Origin of the sequence: Phycobacter sedimenti (genome assembly GCF_038148855.1) — a bacterium.
GTDB lineage: Bacteria > Pseudomonadota > Alphaproteobacteria > Rhodobacterales > Rhodobacteraceae > Phycobacter > Phycobacter sedimenti.
In genome coordinates, this window is record NZ_JBBVGR010000010.1 from 79,428 (window position 1) to 99,149 (window position 19,722).

Consider the following 19,722-nt stretch of genomic DNA (forward strand, 5'->3'; position numbering starts at 1 on the left):
GCGTCAACCTCCATCGCAATTTCCGGTCGCCGCCTTATGCTCGCCTTCAAACGTCAACCGGAGGATTTTGACATGCGCGTTTACTATGACCGCGACTGCGATGTGAACCTGATCAAGGACAAGAAAGTGGCGATCCTGGGCTATGGCTCGCAAGGCCACGCCCACGCTCTGAACCTGCGCGACAGCGGCGCCAAGAACCTTGTCGTCGCCCTGCGCGAAGGCTCTGCCTCGGCCAAGAAAGCCGAAGCCGAAGGTCTGCAGGTGATGGGCATCGCCGAAGCGGCAGCCTGGTGCGACGTGATCATGTTCACCATGCCCGATGAACTTCAGGCAGAGACCTACAAGAAGTACGTCCACGACAACATCCGCCCCGGTGCAGCCATCGCCTTTGCCCACGGTCTGAACGTGCACTTCGGCCTGATCGAGCCGAAAGAAGGCGTCGACGTGATCATGATGGCACCCAAGGGCCCCGGCCACACCGTGCGCGGCGAATACACCAAGGGCGGCGGCGTGCCCTGCCTGGTGGCCGTTGACACCGATGCAACCGGCAAGGCGCTGGAAATCGGCCTGTCCTACTGCTCCGCCATCGGTGGCGGCCGCTCGGGCATCATCGAGACCAACTTCCGCGAAGAGTGCGAAACCGACCTCTTCGGCGAGCAGGCGGTTCTGTGCGGCGGCATCGTCGAGCTGATCCGCTGCGGCTTTGAAACCCTGGTCGAAGCAGGCTACGCGCCTGAGATGGCCTATTTCGAGTGTCTGCACGAAACCAAGCTGATCGTGGACCTGATCTATGAAGGCGGCATCGCCAACATGGACTACTCGATCTCCAACACCGCCGAATACGGCCAGTATGTCACCGGCCCGCGGATCCTGCCCTACGAGCAGACCAAGAAGGCGATGAAGGAAACCCTGTCGGACATCCAGACCGGCAAGTTCGTGCGTGACTTCATGCTGGAAAACGCCGTGGGCCAGCCCACCATCAAGGCCGCCCGTCGCCACAACGACGAGCACCAGATCGAACAGGTCGGCAAGAAACTGCGCGACATGATGCCCTGGATCTCGGCCGGCAAGCTGGTCGACAAGGAAAAGAACTAAGGCGCCATTTTTGGCTTGGCGGGCCTTGCCCGCCGCCTTATTCCTCTGCAAGGGCGCCCCACACCACGGGGCGCCCGTTTTCTTTGGAGATTTCAAATGCAGCACGGCCCGGGCGCACTCAACTGGATCAAACTTCTGTTCCTCGGCATGATCTGGGGCGCGTCCTTCATGGCGGTCTCGGTCGCGCTTGCAGACGTCGGCCCGATGACCATCGCAGCAGCGCGCATTGCCATCGGCGCCCTCAGCCTGCTGGCCATCCTGCGCGTGATGGGCCTGCACCTGCCGCCGATCAATACCGGAACCGGACGTCTGATCTGGCTGTCAGCCCTTGGCATGGGCATGTTCAGCAACGCGGTGCCCTTTGCCCTCCTGAGTTGGGGGCAGACCTATGTGGCCAGCGGATTTGCCGGGGTCTGCATGGCGGTGGTGCCATTGTTCGTGCTGCCACTGGCGCACCTCCTCGTGCCGGGCGAGAGCATGACCCTGCGCCGCAGCATCGGGTTTCTGACCGGCTTTGCGGGCGTTCTGGTGTTGATCGGCCTTGATGCCCTCAGCAGCGCTGGCACCGATTTTGAATCTCTTGCCCGCCTCGCCTGTGTGGGTGCCGCACTATGCTATGCGATCGGCGCCATCGTGACCCGGCTGGCCCCTTCCGTGAACATGCTGTCGCTGTCGGCGGCGGCCCTGATCTGCGCGGCGACGATGATCGTGCCCTTTGCGCTGATACGGGAAGGCATGCCCTCTGTGCCGACGATGCGCCCCATGCTGGCGATCCTCTACCTCGGCCTGTTCCCAACCGCGCTGGCGCAGATACTCCTGGTACAGATCGCCCGCAGCGCCGGGCCTGCCTTCCTGTCGACCGTGAACTATCAGGTGCCGGTCTGGTCGGTCCTGTTCGGCGCGGTCCTTTTGAACGAGGCATTGCCGCCCCAGCTGTTTGCCGCTCTGGCGCTCGTCCTTGCCGGGCTATTGCTGAGCCGCACGCCAGCGCGGCGCCAGGTCCCGCAATGACATGACATGGCCGCACAACACAGCCCTGCGGGTTGACCTTCCACCCTTGGGGCGCTCACGTGCAGGCGATGCAGGAGGCAGATGAACGTGCCGGAACGGATGGGAAAATACTGGGCGATGATCGCCACCCTCGGGCTGGTCTGGGGCGGCACCTTTCCCCTGATCAAAATCGCGCTTGAAGGGATCACGCCCTTCTGGCTGGCGGCCGGGCGCATCGGCTTTGCGGCGGTGCTGCTCTGCGCGGTCTGGGGATGGCGGGGCGACAGGCTGTTCAAGGAGACCACCAACTGGCCCGCTGTGGCGTTCATCGGCCTTGCCAGCACGGCGCTGCCTTTCATGCTGATCAACTGGGGTCAGCAGCATGTGTCCGCTGGTTTCACCGGACTCAGTATGGCGGCAATCCCGCTTTTTGTGCTGCCCCTGGCGCATGTCTTTGTGCCCGGTGAGCGGATGATCCTGCGCCGTGTCATCGGCTTTGCGATCGGATTTGTCGGCGTTGCCTTGCTGATTGGCGGCAAGGCCTTTGAGAGCAGCAATTCGGAGCTGGAGCTTCTGGGCCGCCTGGCCTGCCTCTCTGCCGCAGCCTGCTATGCGGTCAGCTCGATCCTGACCCGCCGCCTGCCGCCGGTCGACCCCGTGGGCCTTGCCGCGATCCTGCTGGTCATCGGCAGCTTTTTCATCGTGCCCACAGCCTGGATCATCGAAGGCCCGCCGACCCTGCCAGATAGCAGAACCCTTGCCATCATCGCCTTCCTGGGCCTGATACCGACAGCCGCGGCCAATTTCCTGCGGGTGATCGTCGTGCGCGAGGCGGGCCCCACCTTCATGACGCTGACCAATTACCAGGTGCCCATCTGGGCCGTGGTGATTGGCGCGGTGTTTCTGGACGAAGCCCTGCCCGGTTCGATGCTGCTTGCGATGACATTGATCCTGAGCGGCCTTTGCATTAGCCAGTGGGGCGCCCTGCGACGCCTTTTCTTGCGCACTTGAACCTGTCTCAGCGTACCGCCTGCCACAGGCGCACCGCCTGCACGGTTTCGGCCACATCATGCACGCGCAGGATCTGCACGCCCTGCGAAAGCCCCGCAAGCCCCACCGCGATGGATCCCGGCGCGCGCTGATCTGCCTGCGCTGCGCCACCGATCTTGCCGATGAAGCCCTTGCGCGACACGCCCAGAAGAATCGGACACCCCAGCCCGTGAAACAGGCTGAGATTGCGCAAAAGGGTCAGATTGTGCTCCACCGTCTTGCCAAAGCCGATGCCGGGGTCGATCACGATCTGATCACGCAAGACGCCAATCGCCTCAAGCCGATCCACCTGCTCCGACAGAAAGTCATAGACATCTAGCAGCACATTGTCGTAGCTCGGTGCCTCTTGCATGGTCGCCGGATCGCCCTGCGCATGCATCACGCAGACCGGAACACCCGCCTGGGCCGCAACCGGTCCCAGCGCTGCGTCAAAGGTAAAGCCCGACACATCATTGATCAGCCCAGCCCCCATCTCAAGCGCCTCTACCGCCACCGGCGCCTTGCGCGTGTCGATCGAGATCGCCACCGAAGAGGCCGCGCGAATGGCCTCTATCACCGGAACCGTTCGGGTGATCTCTTCCGCTTCGGGGATGAAATCGGCGCCGGGGCGGGTGGATTCGCCGCCCACGTCAATGATGGTGGCGCCCTCCTCTACCATGCGCAGCGCGGCAGCGCAGGCCGCCTCGGCCCCCGCGTGGCGTCCCCCATCCGAGAAACTGTCCGGCGTGACGTTGAGGATGCCCATGATCTGCGGCTGCGTCATGTCCAGACCGCAGATGGCTGCCCGGCGAAAGCTGAGGCGGTGACGCACCTCTTCCGGTATCAGCCCCGCAGGCATCAGGCGTGGAGGCCCGTTGCGGCTCAGAAGCTCGACTTCAGAAAACCAAAGGCAGGATCCCCCTGCGAGCGGAACCGCGCCTTCGGGGCGGGTTTCACCGTGCTGCACCAAAGGCCGGTAATATGTCAAAGCGTGCGTTGCTCCACATCCACGGCGCGCAGGGTCACCTGCCGTTCCGGTGGCAGATCCGCGCCAATCACAATCATCTCTTCCGCCTCGAATGTTGCCGCAAACCACGCGGCAAGTGCAACCGCATCCGACGGCGCCGCAGAGGGACCATCCACCGCATCCAGCACGATCTTGGAGGGCGCCCAGACACAGATCTGGCCATTCTTCATGGCCCAGTAGAGTTCAGTTCGGGTGGCGACCACCTTGCAGCGGTGGTCCCTGGCTGCAAGGCGCCAGGCGTTCTGTTCAATCGCGAGAAGGTCGATGCGCCGCTGGGTCATCTTGTGACCGGTCTGAGGCACGGCCAAAGGGTGCGCACCGACACATAGGATCAGCGGGCGCTGGCGGCATTCCATCTGGTCGATCCAGCAGGTCAGATTGTCACTGTCGATGGCGGCATTGGAAAGATACATGAGGCGCGGATGAGGCACCTCTTCTTCCTCGACCACGTGGCTGACCTGATCCTTGGAGCGCACGATTTCGACCCCCAGCGCACCGGGGCCCCGATCCAGCTTTTCGATCCGCACGAAGGCCCGGATCGCCTGCGGTTCGAGCAGGATGCGCTCGGCCACCCGTTCGGCAAGGGTTTCAAGAAGGTTCAGGCGCTCTGCGGCCAGTTCATATGCGATCGCCTCGGTCACCTTGTCATAGGACAGGATCCGATCCACATCATCATCAAGATCGGCAGGCAGTGGCGCCACCTCGACCACCACATTGAAACAGATCCGTTGAGTCGTGCCACGCTCGGCCTGAAAGGCGCCGATTTCGACCTCGACCAGATGATCCCGCAGGGAGATCCTGTCGAGCGGACCACCGGGAGCAGTGGCGATAGAGCGTTCCGAGGGATGTTCAAAAGCGAGACGGATCTCTGAGGGCATGGCTGCGGGCCTTTGTCTGGCTGTGTCTTAGGGCGACCGTGCCACCCTACCTCTGCTCTGCCGTCCATATCAGGCCCGCATGCGCCGCACCAGCGCCCGAAAACGCCCTGTGCGGATGCATGTGTCAAAACGATCAGTCGTTTGACGCGGTACGATACCTGTCATCCCGGTAGAACAGGTGCACGCCGATCCGGGCGGTCTTGGTGAAATGGCTGCTCCAGCGAGGACGCACTGCCGTGGTGTGATAGTAGGTTGCACCCTCGGTCAGGCCGGTGTCGACTCCGTCAAGCACCATACGGGCCACCTTGGCCACACGCTCGTAAGCGGTCTTTTCACGGATGACCTCTTCATTCCCATCGCAGGTATAGGTGAACTGGCACTGATACCGGCGCCCGGTGCCCTGGTTGATCACACCGCAATAACTGCCGGGAAACTGGCCGGCATTGACCCTGTTGCGGATCACCTCGGCCACTGCGAACTGGCCTTTGACGGTTTCGCCGCGTGCCTCGAAGTAAAGCGCCTCGGCCAGGCAGGCGAACTCTTCACCTCCACTCGCCTTGGGCTGAGCGTCAAGCCAGGCACGGGTGAACTCCACCTCTTTGACGGAGGCGTCGGACTTTTTTGCCTTGAAGCCGAACAGGCCGCTGAGGCGTCGTTCGGATACGGAATTCAGAGCAGACTGCTCGCGGTTGAAAAGGGACTTCAATCCGGTCTCGGCCTGGGCCGTAGGTGTCGTGACCGTGAAGGCCGCCAGAACGGCAGCCAGCGTCAGGAGTTTCATGTTGCAGATCCTCGTTTGTCAGCTTGCGCGGCCTCCCCAGAAAGCGCATCCGCAGGCCTTAATGGATAAACCGCAAAAGGTCCACCTATACGGAAGAGTGGGTCGATCTCGCGGCTGCGGAGCTGGATCTGAGCGCTGCATCTCGGGCGCTGATAAACGCAGATTTAGTTAATTTTTTGCGTAAGTTGGAGCTGCTTTCCCGATCTTTTCCCCGATCGCAAGTTGGGCGGCGGCTAACCGCACAGCCGGCACCCGGAACGGTGAACACGACACATAATCGAAGCCCGCTGCGCGGCAAAATGCAATCGATTCGGGATTGCCACCGTGCTCACCGCAGATCGAAAGCGTGATATCTGAGCGCCCCTTGCGCCCGCGCTGCACGCCAAGCTTCAAGAGTTCGCCCACACCGTCCACATCCAGAACATGGAACGGGTCCTCGGGAAAGACCCCCTGCTGCACATAGTTCGACATGAACCGTCCCGCATCATCACGGGACAGACCGTAGGTCATTTGCGTCAAATCGTTTGTCCCGAAACTCAGGAATGCAGAGTGAACCGCGATTTCTTCGGCCCTGAGCGCGGCCCGCGGGGTTTCCACCATGACGCCGAGGCGATAGTCGAAGCGTTGCCCCCTCTCGGAGCTCACCGCCATGGCCACCGCATCGATCCGGGCCTTGACCAGTTCCACCTCGCGTTTTGCGGACACCAGCGGGATCATGATCTCGGGCACGACCGGTTCTCCATCCTTGGAGGCTTCGAGTGTGGCCTCAAAGATCGCGCGTGCCTGCATGTCGTAGATCTCCGGCACCGTCACGCCCAACCGGACTCCTCTCAGACCCAGCATGGGATTGTATTCTTCGAGCTCTTCAACCCGGCGGGTGACATCGCTGACCGGAATGCCCAGCGCCTCGGACAACTCGCGCTGGCCGGACACCGAGGTAGGCAGGAATTCATGCAACGGAGGGTCGAACAGGCGGATGCACACCGGCAACCCCTCCATGATGCGGAACAGCTCGCGGAAGTCATCGCGCTGCATCGGCAAAAGGCGCGCCAGAACCGCAGCTCGCCCGGCCGAAGTTTCGGCAAAGATCATCTCGCGCATCACCGTCAGGCGGCCCGGATCAAAGAACATGTGCTCGGTGCGGCACAGGCCGATGCCCTCGGCCTTGAAATTGAGGGCCGTCTGGGCGTCCGCAGGCGTGTCCGCATTGGCACGAATACCCATGTCGCGAGCCTCGTCCGCCCAGGCCAAAAGGGTCTGAAACGCATCGTCCTGCGCCGCCTCGAGCATCTCTGGCTCCCCAGCCAGAACCTGACCGCTGCTGCCATCGATCGTCACGATATCGCCTTGGCCAAAGACGCGGCCATCCGGCGCCACCAGTTGCTTGCGCTTGGGCAGAAATTTCATGTTCGAAGCGCCCACGATGCAGGGAACCCCAAGGCCGCGCCCGATGACGGCCGCATGGCTGGTCATGCCGCCCCGCTCGGTCAGGACGGCAGCCGCAGCATGCATGCCCCGCACATCTTCCGGCGAGGTTTCGCGCCTTACCAGAATACAAGGCTCGCCCCGCGCTGCGCTTGCCTGAGCGTCGACCGCGTTGAACACCAGGGCGCCCGTTGCGGCGCCTGGGCTGGCCGCAATCCCGGCCCCGATCACATCACGCTTGGCATTGGGCGCCACCTGCCGGTGCAGCAACTCGTTCATGGCATGGGCATCGACCCGCATCACCGCCTCATGCGCAGGGATGATACCGTCCTGCGCAAGCGCCACCGCAATACGCACAGCGGCCCGGGCCGAACGGGCGACCCGCACCCCATCAAGGATATGGACCGAGCCATCCTGGATCACGAATTCCACCTGCATTTCCTCGCGCAGGCGCCTCCGCATCAACTCGGCATGAGCCTTGAGATCGGCAAAGGCCGTGGGCGCAAGTTCCTCAAGAGACGGGCCGCGCTCATCTTTTTCCAGGAACAGCGCCCGCGCACCTGCACCCAGCGCCTCGCGCCCCTGCGACTGGCTGAGGTAGCGGCCTGTCAGCTGAGGTTTGCCGGTGCGTGAGTCCACAAGCTGCAAGACACCCGATCCGCATTCCCCCTGCCCCAGTCCCGGGATCATCTCCTGCACCACCAGCCCAAGCCCCGCATCCGCCGGCGCGCCCTTGGCCTGACGCAAGAGCCGCGCCGAAGTGCCTTCCCAGGCGCGGGCCATGGAGCGCAGCACAGCGCCCAGCTGCTCGGCTGGATCCTGCGGAAAAGGCTCATCCGTTTCCGCCTCATAGGCCAGCAGCGTTTCGCGCAAAGCATCCGGGCCGCCGTCCTCGACATCGTCAAAGGCATCGGGATCGAGCCGCGCCACATGCACCGCGTAGGACTGCACAAAGCGCAGGTACAGCCCCGCCGCCGCCTCTTTGCCCAGCCGCGCGCACAGTTCCTTGCAGCGCGCCTCGTTCATTCCGATATTGAGGATCGCCCCCGGCCCGCCCCAATCAGGATCCTCTGACGAAGGTCGCACACAAAGCAGCGCGTCCGGGGCAAATGTCCTGAGGATCGCGTCAATATTCGGCAACTGGCCGCTGGCGATCTCGTGCACGGCGTCAAAGGACAGGGCCACGGTGCGCGGCACCGGCAGATCGAGGCGCACAAGGCGCTGCAGGCACTTGGCCCGCCCGCCGTGGCTGGAGGTCGCAATCGGAGCTGTCTGCGTAATCAGCGTGGCCAAAGGTGCGTCGGGCATGGTCTATCCTGAACTTTCTGCACTGCGGCACATACCGCTTTTCTGCAGCATAAGCTGGATCGCAACTCCTGCAAGGGGGAAGCGTCCCTGCAGGGCGGGATCACATGAAAGACGCCGCGCAATCTGCACGGCGTCCGGTTGGATCACAGTTGCACCTTACCATGCAGAGGCGTGGGATCACCCCTCCAGTCGGCTGAGGTCTGCCACCTGTCCACAAACCTTGCGGATCTGGCCCAAAAGGTTCAGCCGGTTGCGGCGCACGATGTCATTGTCCGAATTCACCTGCACCGCCTCGAAAAAGGCATCGATCGGCTGGCGCAATGCGGCCATGCCGCCCATGGCGGCCGCGAAATCCTCGGCTTCGATGGCCGAGGAGATCGCTCCCTCGCCAAGGGCAAGCGCGTCGAACAGGGCCGTTTCACTGGCGTCTTCGGCGAATTTCTTATCCGCCCCGAAGGAGTATTCCACCCCGTCCTTTTCCTCAGCCTGGGACAGGATGTTGTTGGCGCGTTTGAAGCCCTGCAGAAGGTTCTCGCCCTCTTCGGTCTTGAGGAACGCCTCTAGCGCGCGGGCGCGTTTGACCAGAAGGGTCAGATCATCGTTGCCCTCCATGGCGATGCAGGCATCGATCACGTCGTGGCGAATGCCCTGATCCCGCAGGAACACCTTGAGCCGGTCATGGAAGAAGGTCAGCAGGTCGCGCGAGACATCCGGCAGGCTCTTCTTCAGCTCTTCCATATGCTGGGGCAGATCCCCATCAAAGACATCCAGCACCGTGCGCACGGCCGAGCCGAACACCCCGTGATCGGCGATCTCATCGATCATATCCTGAAGCAGTTTATTCGAAACAGCGTCATTGCCGTTCTGCGCCAGCTCATGACGCAAGAGATGCGCATCGATGTTGTGGTCCAGATTGGTGCGGATATCGTTTTCCAACACCAGACGGATCACACCAAGCGCTGCGCGACGCAGGGCGAACGGGTCTTTCGATCCCGTGGGCTTTTCGTCAATGGCCCAGAATCCCGTCAACGTGTCCAGCTTATCGGCCAGCGCGACAGTGACCGAGATTTTCTCGCTCGGCACATCATCCGAAGGCCCAAGCGGCGAATAATGCTGCTCGCAGGCATTGGCGACCTCCTGCGGCAGACCTGCAGCCTCGGCGTAATAGCGGCCCATCAGGCCCTGCAGCTCAGGGAATTCATAGACCATTTCCGACGAGAGGTCTGCCTTGGCCACCCGCGCGGCCTGTTCGGCCAGATCCGCATCAACGCCCACCACCGGCGCAAGATCACGGGCAAGGGCAGCGATACGTTCGATCCGTTCTGCCTGGGTTCCCAGTTTATTGTGGAAGGTGACGTTGGACAGTGCCTCGGTCCAGCTGCTCATGCCGCCCTTGGCCACGCGCAGGTCGTTCTCCCAAAAGAACTTCGCATCGGCCAGACGCGCCGACAAGACCTTTTGGTTGCCCGCCAGAATGGTCGCGCCGTGATCCGCGGTCTCGCGGTTGGCGACGGTCACAAAGCCCTCGATGCGGCCCGTCTTGGGATTGCGGACAGAGAAGAATTTCTGGTGCTCTTTCATCGAGGTCTGAAGCACTTCGGGCGGCAGCCCCAGGAAATCATCATCGATCTTGCCCATCAGCACCACCGGCCATTCCACCAGCCCCGCGACCTCGGCCAGAAGGCCCTTGTCTTCGACCACTTCAAGGCCTGCGGCAAAGGCCTGATTGGTGGCGTCATGCCAGATGGCCTCCGCGCGCTCGGCCGGGTCAAGGATCACATAGGCCCGCTTCAGCTTGGCGGTGTAATCCTCGAAGGAGGTGACCGTCAAGGCATCGGGCGCCATGAAGCGATGGCCTTTGGTGCTGTCTGCCGCCTTCAGGCCTTCGATTTCAAAGGGAACCACCTCGGCGCCGCCCTCATCCGTCAGGATGCACAGGATCGACTGCAAGGGGCGCACCCAGCGCAAAGACCCAGCCCCCCAGCGCATGGATTTGGGCCAGGGGAAGTTACGGATGGTTGTTTCCAGCACTTCCGCGATGATCTCGGCAGCCGGGCGGCCCGGCTTTTCGATGGTTGCGAAATAGACGGCGCCCTTGGGTGTGTCGCGCTCTTCCACCTGGTCACGGGTGATCCCGGCGCCGCGCAGGAAGCCTTCGAGAGCCTTCTCGGGCGCGCCGACCTTTGGCCCTTTGCGCTCTTCTCTAATGGTCGGACTTTCGGCCAGCAGCCCCTCAAGGGCCAGCGTCAGGCGGCGCGGCGTTGACAGGGCATGGGCGGCCGCATAGGTCAGACCGGCCTCGACCAAACCGTCGGTCATCCGCTTCTTCAGATCCTCCGCCGCACGCGCCTGCATGCGGGCCGGGATTTCCTCGGAGAACAGTTCAATCAGCAGGTCGGGCATCTGGGATCCTCAGAAGTTCACGATCGTCTGGATGACGATTGCATTGGCAATATCAACAAAGAAGGCGGATACAAGGGGGAGCACCACAAAGGCAATAGGCGATGGGCCATAGCGTTTGGTCACGGCGGTCATATTGGCGATGGCCGTAGGCGTGGCGCCAAGGGCAAAGCCGCCAAACCCGGCGGCCAAAACAGCCGCGCGATAGCCACCGCCCAGCAGCGGAAACAGCACCAGCAGGACAAACAGGACGGTAAAGAGGGTCTGCCCCACCATTACGGCAAGGATGGCAGGCCCAAGATCCGCAATGGTCCAGAGCTGCAGGCTCATCAGCGAAATCGCCAGGAAGACCCCCAGGGAGACCTCCGAAATCAGCGCGAGCGATGGTGTGCGGGCGATGGAGGGGGCGGCAGGAAACAGGAGTGCACGCAGGTTGGCAATGACGATACCCGCCACCAGACACGGTACAAAGAGCGGCAGTTTCACGCCCAGTTCCTCAAGCCCCTCCCAGGCCCCGTAGCCAAGAATGATCGCAAAGTTCAGATACAGGAGGCTGCGCATGACACCATCGGCCGTGATGATCTGAGGCGGCGTTCCGTTCGGCGTGGCAAGGCCCGCAATAGGCCCTTGATCGGGTCGGTCCGGCGTCAGGGTGTCGCGCTGGATCAGATAGCCCGCAATCGGTCCGCCTATGACAGCCGCCAGAACGAGACCCAGCGTTGCAACGGCAACGCCCAATTCCGGCGCGGCGCTCAGACCGGTCACCGCCGCGACCTCGGGCGCCCAGGCAATTGCCGTACCATGCCCGCCGATCAGCGCGGCCGAGCCAAAAAGCACTCCGACCTGAGCCGGATAGCCGAAAATGGCTGCCCCGGCCCCGCCGATCAGGTTCTGCACAAGGATCGCCAGAAGGGTAAGCACCAGAAGGATCGCCAAAGGGCGCCCGCCAGAAATCAGATCGCCAAGCCGCGCATTCAGCCCGATCCCGGCGAAAAACAGCACGAGGAAAAAATCGCGTGCCTCCAGCGCGAAGACAATCTCAACATTCGAGATGAGATACATGCCCATCAGGAACAGCGAGGCCAGCAAACCTCCGCTCACGGCTTCGGGAATATTCAGCCGCCGCAGCAGGCTGAACCGCTTGTTGAGCATCCCTCCCCCGAGGAAGACCGCCAAACCAAGCGTCACCGTGATGAAATCCGGAATGAGCATCGGCGGTTTTGCCTTCCATTGGCCCGCCCTGCCGGGCGCAGGTCTATTCGCTGTCGGGGCGCGGCGGGCAGGCTTCGGTGACGATGGCGCTGCCGTTGTAGATCTGTTCGCCGCAATTGTTCAGCTCGTGCCAGACAAACCCACGTCCGCCCGCGTCAATCGCCACGATCCGGTCCACCCCGTATGAGATGTTCTTGACCGAAAGGAAGGCCTTGGCCGACCCGTCCTTCAGCGCCGCGCCGATGGCGGCGGCATCAAAGCAATCGAACCAGCCTGGCGCATTGCGCGGCACGATCAGATCCGAGGTCGCGAATTCCGAGGCCAGATCCTGCGGCGTCATATCAGTCGTGAAACACGCCCGGTAGCGGATCGGAGAGCTTTCCGCATCGATGGCCTGAAAAGCGTCATAGGAGATCGGGCGCGGATCGGCCCCATCCAGCGGCGTCAGAACCACATCCATCCCGGGCTGCGGAGTCACATCCTCATAAAAGCCGTAGACCTGCAGGTAATACATGGAGACACCCGCAACCAAAGCGCAGATCCCCAGTACAATCGCAATCACCTTGCCCATCATGGCGTTTCCCCCCTCAGGCGGCCTGACCACCTGCTTCGGTTTGCACAAATGCGTCGGCGCATTGCTTTGCCAGCGCCCGCACACGACCGATATAGGCCTGACGTTCGGTAACGGAAATGACTCCGCGCGCGTCGAGGAGGTTAAAAATGTGGCTGGCCTTGATGCATTGATCATAGGCGGGGTGCGCCATAATGATGCGCTTGCCCGTTTTGGGGTCGATATGCTCTTGCGCCAAGATTGTCGTGCACTCGGCCTCGGCCTCTTCGAAATGGCGCAACAGAACCTCGGTGTTGGCCACGTCGAAGTTCCAGCGGGCGTATTCTTCCTCGGTCTGCTTGAACACATCGCCATAGGTCAGCGGGATCGACGCATCCGGATCGTTGAAGGGCATGTCCATCACGTGATCGATGCCAAGGACATACATCGCCAGACGCTCAAGCCCGTAAGTCAGCTCCCCCGAGACCGGCGCGCAGTCATGGCCGCCAACCTGCTGGAAATAGGTGAACTGGCTGACTTCCATACCATCACACCAGACTTCCCAGCCAAGCCCCCAGGCGCCTAGCGTGGGGCTTTCCCAGTCGTCCTCGACAAAGCGGATGTCGTGCAGGTCCATGTCGATGCCGATGGCCTCGAGGCTGCCAAGGTACAGCTCCTGCAGGTTCGGCGGAGAGGGTTTGATCAGCACCTGATACTGGTAGTAATGCTGCAGGCGGTTGGGGTTTTCACCATAGCGCCCATCGGTCGGGCGGCGCGAAGGCTGCACATAGGCCGCGGCCCAGGGCGCCGAACCAAGCGAGCGCAGCGTGGTTGCCGGGTGGAAGGTACCGGCGCCGACCTCCATGTCATAAGGCTGCATGATGGCGCAGCCCTTGGATGCCCAATAGGACTGAAGCCGCAGGATGATCTCCTGAAACGAGCGCGGTGCCCCCATGGAGGCGGAAGCAGCAGTGGTGTTCTGGGTCATGTCAGATCCCTCTCTGGGACATCTTACCGGGTCAGCGAATGCGGTGTTCTTCCTATGCAACCCCCCGCCAAGCGTCAACGGCTAGTCTTGCCAGGAGCACGGTTACCGGCCTCTTCCCGCCGCGTGTGCAACAAAGGTGATGGAATGCTGCATCAAGAGACGAATTCCCCGTTTACCGGGAGTTTGCTTTGTCTGCCTAAAATGCTTATCTGCCCGGCAACAAATTACCCCAAATTACCCCATCGGGATAGAGGTCCTGCAATGAAAAGAATTTCCACCGCCCTGCTGCTGGCGGTCACCATGATCGTAATCACCTTTGGCGGATCCACCCATGCGCAACAGGCAGGTCAGGATACCGTCTGGATCCAGATCGCTGCACGGCCGTCCCTTACCGAGGCCCAGACCGAAGCGCAGGAATTCGCGTCACGCCTGCCGGATGTTGCCGGCTTTACTCTGGGCGCGGGCTGGTACGGCATCGTGCTTGGCCCATATACGCGCGAGGATGCCGAACGCGTGCTGCAAGTCTATCGCGCCGAAGGGCAAATTCCGCGCGACAGCTTCATCGCCTTTCAGGAAAACCTGCGCAGCCAGTTCTACCCGGTGGGCGCAAGGGATCAGGCCACGGCAACAGCCCCGGTCCAGCCCGAGGTGAGCGCTCCGGTGGTCAGCACACCTGCACCGCAAGTGACCTTGCCCGATGAGAGCCCTGCCGAGGCGCGCCGCAGCGAACAGGCCCTGAGCCGCGACGAGAAAATGGACCTGCAGATCGCCCTGAAGGCAGCAGGCTTTTATGATTCTTCCATCGACGGATCCTTTGGCCGCGGCACGCGCGGCGCCATGTCCGACTGGCAGCTGAGCAAGGGTTTCGAGCCCACCGGCGTTCTCACAACAGCCCAGCGCAAGCTCTTGATGGATGACTACAACGCGCCGCTGATCTCGGTTGGCGTGGCAAAGGTTGTGGACACCCGCGCCGGTATTTCAATGCAGATCCCGGCCGCAGAGGTTGCCTTTGCCCGCTATGAATCGCCCTTTGCACACTATGACAGTCGCGGCGATCTGGGCGCCCGCGTCCTGCTGATCAGCCAGCGCGGCGACAAGAACACCCTGTTCGGTCTCTACGACATCCTGCAGACGCTTGAAATCGTTCCCCTGACCGGTCCGCGCGAACGCGGCAGCGACAGTTTTACCATCGAAGGGCGCAACGGGCAGATCGTTTCCTACACCGAAGCCAGCCTGAAGGGCGGAGAGATCAAGGGCTTTACCCTGATCTGGCCCGCCGGAGACGAAGCGCGCCGCGCCCGCGTTCTGACCGCCATGCGCGAAAGCTTTGCCCGGATTGACGGCGTCCTGGAGGATACCGCAGGAAGCGATCTGAGCCAGGACATCGACCTTCTGGCCGGCCTTGAGGTGCGCAAACCGCGCCTGTCCCGCTCGGGCTTTTTTGTGGGGCAGAACGGCGCTGTCATCACCACCTCCGACGTGGTGGCGGGTTGCGACCGCATCACTCTTGATCATGGCTACCAGGCAACGGTGACCGTCAACGATCCGGAGAGTGGATTTGCGATCCTGCAGCCGGTTGAACGGCTGGCGCCGATGGCGATTGCCGGTCTCAGCACGCAGACCCCGCGTCTGCAATCGGAAATCGCTGCATCCGGGTTTTCCTACGAGGGCGTTCTGGGCGCGCCCAGCCTGACCTTTGGCACCCTTGCCGACGTCAAGAGCCTGGACGGGGACACCGGCGTTATCCGTCTGGATCTTTCCGCTCAGGCGGGGGATGCGGGTGGTCCGGTTCTGGACGCCTCCGGCGGCGTGCTGGGCATGCTCCTTCCGCAAGAGATCAAGGGGCGCCAGCTGCCTGAAGGCGTAAGTTTCGGCGTCAATGCCGCCGCGCTGCGCGCCGCGCTGGTTGCCGCCAATATCCCGATGCCCCCCTCGACCGGCGGCGGTGCTGCCCTGCCAAACGAAGCACTGGTGCGTCAGGCCAGCGGCATGACAGTGCTGGTCAGCTGCTGGGACTGACTGTGGCCAAGGCGCGGCCGACACAGGCCTCGGCCGGGCCAGAAGACACAAAAGAAAACGCCAGAGCCGTACCGCTCTGGCGTTTTCTTTTGGCGCGGGGCCACGGCCCTCGATGATACGGACTATTTTTCAGAAGGCGTGGATGCGCCCGTCCCAGGTGTGAAAGCAGCCCGTGGTCGCGAGGTCCAGAACGTCGAATTCATGCAAAAGACCTTCGACGGACTCCTCGACCGAGATATCCCCTTCACTGCCGCCCATGTCAGTCCTTACCCAGCCGGGATGATAGATCCCGACCGCGATGCCTTCGGGTTTCAGATCCGTCGCCAGGTTCCGCCCAATATTGAGCGCCGCGGCCTTGGATGCGCGATAGGCATAGCTGCCACCGGGCGCGCGGGCGTGGCTGGCCATCTGGGACGAAATGATGGCAATCTTCGGGTTTTCGGCGCGGCGCAGGTTCCCCAAAAGCGCCTGTACGGTCAGGAACACCCCGGTCACGTTCACCGCCAGGGTCTTGTTCCAGACCTCGGCCGTGTATTCTTCGATCGCCATGCCCTTATCGAGGTAGACGCCAGCGTTGCAGACCAAGAGGTCGATCGGCTTGTCTCCCAGCTGCGCTGCGAAACGGGCCTGCTGGCCGGGATCACAGACATCCAGCCGCACCCCCGAGGAGTGATCGCGCGAGGTGCCTGTAACCTCGTATCCTGCATCTTTCAGACGGGCCACAAGCTCCCGACCAATGCCCCGGCTCGACCCGGTTACAACTGCATGCATAAAATTGTCCCTTAGTTCGTTTTCCGCTTTGGGGCAAATGGCAAAGGCAAAACCGGAACCCCGTCCTCAATCAGTGATTTGGCCTCGTCCAGGCGCGCCTCTCCGTGAATCGACCGGGCCGGGGCCTCGCCCAGGTGCATCGCGCGCGCCTCAGAGACAAAATCCTTGCCGACATAGTCTGAATTGGCCTCAACCTGCCTGCGCAACTCCTTGATCGCCTGTTCCATGTCGCTTGACGGCGCAGTCAGCATCCCGCCAACCGGCGCAGGTGGATGGGCCTGCCGCTCTGCACCCTCGGTTTCGTGGATCTCAACGCTCTCTGCCTCTCGGGTGGACGACACGGCCTTTCGGCCCGGGCGAACCTGCGGTGCCATGATTGCCTTGTCGACCTTGGATCCACCGCATATCGCACAGGACACCATACCCGCATCCGCCAGTTTGTCGTAGGCATCCGCAGACTGGAACCAGCTGTCAAAGCTGTGACCCTCAGCACATTTCAAGCTGTAGCGTATCATCGTGTCTCTCGTTGCAGCTCATTGCCCAATAGAGCCTTGGCGTCCCGGATTTCAAGATCGGAACAGATCCGATTCTATCACTCTGGGATCAAAGCGCTTCAGAATACTCTGAAGCCCTTTTTCCTGTACCAAAGCGGCGGCCTTTCGTGGTGATTTCCAGGATCTCTTTCGTTCTTCCTGTTCTGGAAACCGGTCTTTCAGCGCAGTCACGATCACCGGATAGACGCGGACCGCACAGGGTAGTGGCTCCAGATCGCGGCGCCACTTTTCATAGTAGTATTCCCCGAGGCACTGATCGACCGGAACACCGCGCACCCCGGCTTCCTCCCAGGCTTCGATCGCAGCAGACTGCGCCATGCTGCGCCCGGGGATGGGCCACCCCTTTGGCAGGATCCAGCGCCCGGTGCCGCGCGAGGTAATCATCAGGATCTTTGGCTTTCCGCCCTTGGTCATGCGGCAGCATAGTGCCGCAACCTGGGTAGCGACTTGCGATCCCGAAACAGCATGCATTGCGGATTTATTCAAAGATTTACCACCTGAGGTTTTCGGCGATCAGACCAGAAGAGCCATGCTGTCTGGCCCTGTGTGACCTTGATAGCAGAATACACCCCGAATGTTGAAGCGAGCTTTGCAAAGGATGCCAATCAATTGTCGCTCCAGCGGGTCACATCACCGCGAACGCCATCCCAGGCCCCTTCCGACAACGCCAATCCCAGCACTCGTTCGGGATTGGTCGGTGGTGGCATAACGACGCCTTCCAGCTTTTCAAAGCCGAACCGGCTGTAATAGGGCGCATCCCCAACCAGCATGACCCGTGCCCAGCCACGTTCAGCCGCGCGGACAAGACTGTCTCGGATCAGGGATCCTCCCAGCCCCTCCCCTTGACGCGTGGGATGGACCGCCACCGGTCCAAGAAGCAGAGCTTCGGCCAGGCCCACATGAACGGGCCAGAATCGGATTGCGCCGGCGAGGATCCCCTGCTCGTCCCGCGCCACCAGACTAAGACCTTCGACAGGCGCCACACCATCGCGCAAACGATAGGAGGACAGAGCCTCGCGCCCGGGCGCAAAGCAGAGATCATAGAGCGCCTCGACCTCCCATCGGTCGTCAGGCCGTTCCGGTTTCAATTCGATCACGCTACTCACGCCTCCGCGAAATCGCCCTTCAAGGGGTGGAAATCGCCCTAACACGGGCCTAAGCATTGAGCAAACACTTGGAGATGCGCATGTTCTACCGCCCCGAAGACGGCCACGGCCTGCCCCACAACCCGTTCAACGCCGTGATCACCCCGCGCCCGATCGGCTGGATTTCGTCCCGCTCTGCCGATGGGATAAACAACTTGGCCCCCTATTCCTTCTTCAACGGAGTTGCCTACACCCCGCCGCAGGTGATGTTCGCCTCCACCGGTAGCAAGGAAGACCAGGAAAACACCAAGGACAGCATGGCCAACATCGAGGAAACCGGCGTCTTCTGCGTCAATGTGGTGGCCTATGCCATGCGCGATGCGATGAACGCCAGTTCGCAGACCTTGGGCAAGGAGGTGGACGAATTCGACCACGCAGGGCTCAAATCGGTTGAGTGCGAAACGATCAACTGCGCCCGTATCGAAGGCGCGCCGGCTGCACTCGAATGCAAGCTGACCAAGATCGTCGATCTGCCCGGCGCCTCAAACCGTGTCGCCTTTGGCGAGGTGACCGGCGTGCACCTGCGTGACGATTGCCTCAAGGACGGGATGTTCGACGTTACCACGTTTGAGCCCCTCGCACGGCTCGGCTATCGCGACTATTCCCGCGTTACCGAGGTTTTCTCGCTCGCCCGTCCGGACGACTGATCCATGCCCTTGCCCGACCCAAGCCTGCGCCACCCGATCGTCCTGCCTGACGGTACGCCCCATGAGGGCACCGTGATGCTGTCGCGCGCGGTGGACCACCCGAATTTCAAGGTTGGTGACTATACCTATGCCTCGGATTTCGCCCCCCCACAGGACTGGGCGGCGCATCTTGCGCCCTACCTCTTTCCCGGCGCCCGCGAGAGGTTGGTGATCGGGCGCTTCTGCCAGATCGCCCATGGCGCGCGTTTCATCACCTCCTCGGCAAACCACGGGCAGGAGGGGCTCAGCTGCTATCCCTTCCCGGTCTTCGATCCGGATCAGATGGCGGGCTTTCAGCCCGATACCCGCGACACGGTCATCGGCAATGATGTCTGGATCGGCTACGGCGCTATGATCCTGCCCGGCGCCCGCATCGGCGATGGCGCCATCATTGGCGCAGGCGCCGTGGTCCGCGGCACGGTGCCTGCCTACGGCATCGTCACCGGCAATCCGGGCCGGGCCGAGCGGTTCCGTTTCTCAAAGCCTCAGATCGCGCGACTGCTGGCTCTCAAATGGTGGGACTGGCCGGTCGATCTGATCCTGCGCGCCGAACCTGCGCTGATCTCAGGGGATCTCGACATGCTCGAGAGCCTCGCCCCCGACTGAGTTCCCCTTATCTTGGCTGCTGCTTCGGAGCCGCCCTCGACGCAGACCGGCAGGCAAAAGGCCGGGCCAAGTGCAAGCCAAATTGCCGAGGCTCTGCGCGCCCCACGGGCGTGGATACGGCCATTTTGCTTGTCGCGCTGGACCGGGCTTGTGCCAGACAGGTCGCGCGAGGGTGGATCTGATGCTGCTTTGGTGAGCCCGAGATGTCATCAAAAAATGGCCTGTGGATTCTCATCCACAGGCCACCTTCAAACTTTA

Annotated in this window: 18 protein-coding genes; 6 read left to right on the top strand and 12 right to left on the bottom strand. The window is 62.2% G+C overall.

All coding sequences use genetic code 11. From position 1 onward, the window contains the following. Positions 1–72 precede the first annotated feature (72 nt). From ilvC to AADA15_RS17210, 3 genes are all read left to right on the top strand, one after another. On the top strand, positions 73–1,095 hold the full coding sequence (gene ilvC / locus AADA15_RS17200) for a ketol-acid reductoisomerase (RefSeq protein ID WP_341642794.1): 1,023 nt from the start codon (positions 73–75) through the stop codon (positions 1,093–1,095). A 96-nt stretch (positions 1,096–1,191) separates the two neighbouring features. Then, positions 1,192–2,106: a DMT family transporter gene (locus tag AADA15_RS17205; protein WP_341642795.1), complete on the top strand. Its 915-nt coding sequence runs from the start codon at positions 1,192–1,194 to the stop codon at positions 2,104–2,106. A gap of 81 nt (positions 2,107–2,187) precedes the next feature. After that, positions 2,188–3,096, top strand: coding sequence for a DMT family transporter (locus AADA15_RS17210; RefSeq protein ID WP_341642796.1), 909 nt, complete (start codon positions 2,188–2,190; stop codon positions 3,094–3,096). Positions 3,097–3,103: 7 nt separating this feature from the next. Here the strand turns inward: AADA15_RS17210 and folP are convergent, their stop codons facing one another. The 8 genes from folP to AADA15_RS17250 form a co-directional block, all read right to left on the bottom strand. After that, complete coding sequence (gene folP / locus AADA15_RS17215; RefSeq protein ID WP_341642797.1) at positions 3,104–4,102, bottom strand: dihydropteroate synthase; 999 nt, start codon at positions 4,100–4,102, stop codon at positions 3,104–3,106. Further along, positions 4,099–5,019 carry a dihydroneopterin aldolase gene (locus AADA15_RS17220; RefSeq protein WP_341642798.1) on the bottom strand — a complete coding sequence of 307 codons (921 nt, stop codon included), beginning with the start codon at positions 5,017–5,019 and terminating at the stop codon, positions 4,099–4,101. The genes folP and AADA15_RS17220 overlap by 4 nt, the downstream gene beginning before the upstream one ends. Before the next feature lie 133 nt (positions 5,020–5,152). Continuing rightward, complete coding sequence (locus AADA15_RS17225; RefSeq protein ID WP_341642799.1) at positions 5,153–5,800, bottom strand: cell wall hydrolase; 648 nt, start codon at positions 5,798–5,800, stop codon at positions 5,153–5,155. Between the two features lie 168 nt (positions 5,801–5,968). Then, the gene (locus tag AADA15_RS17230) at positions 5,969–8,533 is read right to left on the bottom strand and encodes a putative PEP-binding protein (RefSeq protein WP_341642800.1); all 2,565 of its coding nucleotides are present in this window, start codon (positions 8,531–8,533) and stop codon (positions 5,969–5,971) included. A 177-nt stretch (positions 8,534–8,710) separates the two neighbouring features. Next, positions 8,711–10,936 carry a glycine--tRNA ligase subunit beta gene (gene glyS, locus AADA15_RS17235; RefSeq protein ID WP_341642801.1) on the bottom strand — a complete coding sequence of 742 codons (2,226 nt, stop codon included), beginning with the start codon at positions 10,934–10,936 and terminating at the stop codon, positions 8,711–8,713. 9 nt (positions 10,937–10,945) lie between these two features. Beyond that, entirely contained in the window at positions 10,946–12,145 is a 1,200-nt protein-coding gene (gene gltS / locus AADA15_RS17240; protein ID WP_341642802.1) for a sodium/glutamate symporter, read from the bottom strand. 43 nt (positions 12,146–12,188) lie between these two features. After that, positions 12,189–12,719 (bottom strand): DUF6446 family protein, encoded by a 531-nt coding sequence (locus AADA15_RS17245; protein WP_341642803.1) that lies wholly within the window; start codon positions 12,717–12,719, stop codon positions 12,189–12,191. A gap of 13 nt (positions 12,720–12,732) precedes the next feature. After that, positions 12,733–13,683 carry a glycine--tRNA ligase subunit alpha gene (locus AADA15_RS17250; RefSeq protein WP_341642804.1) on the bottom strand — a complete coding sequence of 317 codons (951 nt, stop codon included), beginning with the start codon at positions 13,681–13,683 and terminating at the stop codon, positions 12,733–12,735. A 261-nt stretch (positions 13,684–13,944) separates the two neighbouring features. Between AADA15_RS17250 and AADA15_RS17255 the strand changes: the two genes are divergently transcribed. Further along, entirely contained in the window at positions 13,945–15,702 is a 1,758-nt protein-coding gene (locus AADA15_RS17255; RefSeq protein WP_341642805.1) for a trypsin-like peptidase domain-containing protein, read from the top strand. Positions 15,703–15,831: 129 nt separating this feature from the next. On the opposite strand, the gene AADA15_RS17260 is transcribed toward AADA15_RS17255, so the two are convergent. The 4 genes from AADA15_RS17260 to AADA15_RS17275 form a co-directional block, all read right to left on the bottom strand. Further along, on the bottom strand, positions 15,832–16,473 hold the full coding sequence (locus AADA15_RS17260) for an SDR family oxidoreductase (protein WP_341642806.1): 642 nt from the start codon (positions 16,471–16,473) through the stop codon (positions 15,832–15,834). An 11-nt stretch (positions 16,474–16,484) separates the two neighbouring features. Next, positions 16,485–16,988 (bottom strand): DUF1178 family protein, encoded by a 504-nt coding sequence (locus AADA15_RS17265; protein WP_341642807.1) that lies wholly within the window; start codon positions 16,986–16,988, stop codon positions 16,485–16,487. Between the two features lie 51 nt (positions 16,989–17,039). After that, positions 17,040–17,498 (bottom strand): NUDIX hydrolase, encoded by a 459-nt coding sequence (locus AADA15_RS17270; RefSeq protein ID WP_341642885.1) that lies wholly within the window; start codon positions 17,496–17,498, stop codon positions 17,040–17,042. A 134-nt stretch (positions 17,499–17,632) separates the two neighbouring features. Continuing rightward, positions 17,633–18,124 carry a GNAT family N-acetyltransferase gene (locus AADA15_RS17275; RefSeq protein WP_341642808.1) on the bottom strand — a complete coding sequence of 164 codons (492 nt, stop codon included), beginning with the start codon at positions 18,122–18,124 and terminating at the stop codon, positions 17,633–17,635. A gap of 89 nt (positions 18,125–18,213) precedes the next feature. Between AADA15_RS17275 and AADA15_RS17280 the strand changes: the two genes are divergently transcribed. Continuing rightward, positions 18,214–18,819, top strand: a complete 606-nt coding sequence (locus tag AADA15_RS17280; RefSeq protein WP_341642809.1) for a flavin reductase family protein — start codon at positions 18,214–18,216, stop codon at positions 18,817–18,819. A 3-nt stretch (positions 18,820–18,822) separates the two neighbouring features. Continuing rightward, a complete protein-coding gene (locus tag AADA15_RS17285; RefSeq protein WP_341642810.1) occupies positions 18,823–19,464 on the top strand; it encodes a CatB-related O-acetyltransferase in 642 nt (213 codons plus the stop codon). Positions 19,465–19,722: the final 258 nt, after the last annotated feature.